The sequence below is a fragment of the Acinetobacter sp. NIOH-H-8 genome (assembly GCF_046635365.1).
Classification (GTDB): Bacteria; Pseudomonadota; Gammaproteobacteria; order Pseudomonadales; family Moraxellaceae; genus Acinetobacter.
Map to the genome: position 1 here is coordinate 1 of NZ_JBHDVN010000135.1, position 542 is coordinate 542.

Genomic DNA, 542 nt, shown 5'->3' on the forward strand with positions numbered 1-542 from the left:
TCAACTATACGAGCATTACCAAAGGGTGAGTTGAAAAAAGACTTATTATCCTGTCTGCGTCATGAAAATAAAAAGCGAAAAGCTAACGGTGAACCTAAAAAAGATTCTATATTACAGGATATTAAAACTATTCATGAGCGCCCAGCCGAAGTTCAAGAAAGAAAAATACCGGGTCATTGGGAAGCCGATTTAATTAAAGGTAAAGACAATAAAAGTTCGATAGCAACACTTATTGAACGAAATACACGGCTCTGTATCTTGGCAACATTACCTGATGCAAAGGCAGAATCAGTGCGCAAGGCTTTAACTGAAGCTCTGAAATATTTACCTGCAGAACTGCGTAAAACGTTGACCTATGACCGTGGACGTGAGATGTCAGAACATAAAATACTCGAAGAAGATTTAGGCATAGATGTATATTTCTGTGACCCACATTCACCATGGCAAAAAGGCACATGCGAAAATATGAATGGTTTAATTAGGCAATATTTACCTAAAGGGATTGATTTAAATCAGGCAGATCAGCATTATTTAAATCAAGT

General features: G+C 37.1%; 1 pseudogene. It reads left to right on the forward strand.

Annotated features, from left to right (window positions below):
• Positions 1 to 542 (forward strand): annotated as a pseudogene (locus tag ACEWB7_RS17420) (IS30-like element ISAba125 family transposase); the annotation flags it as partial.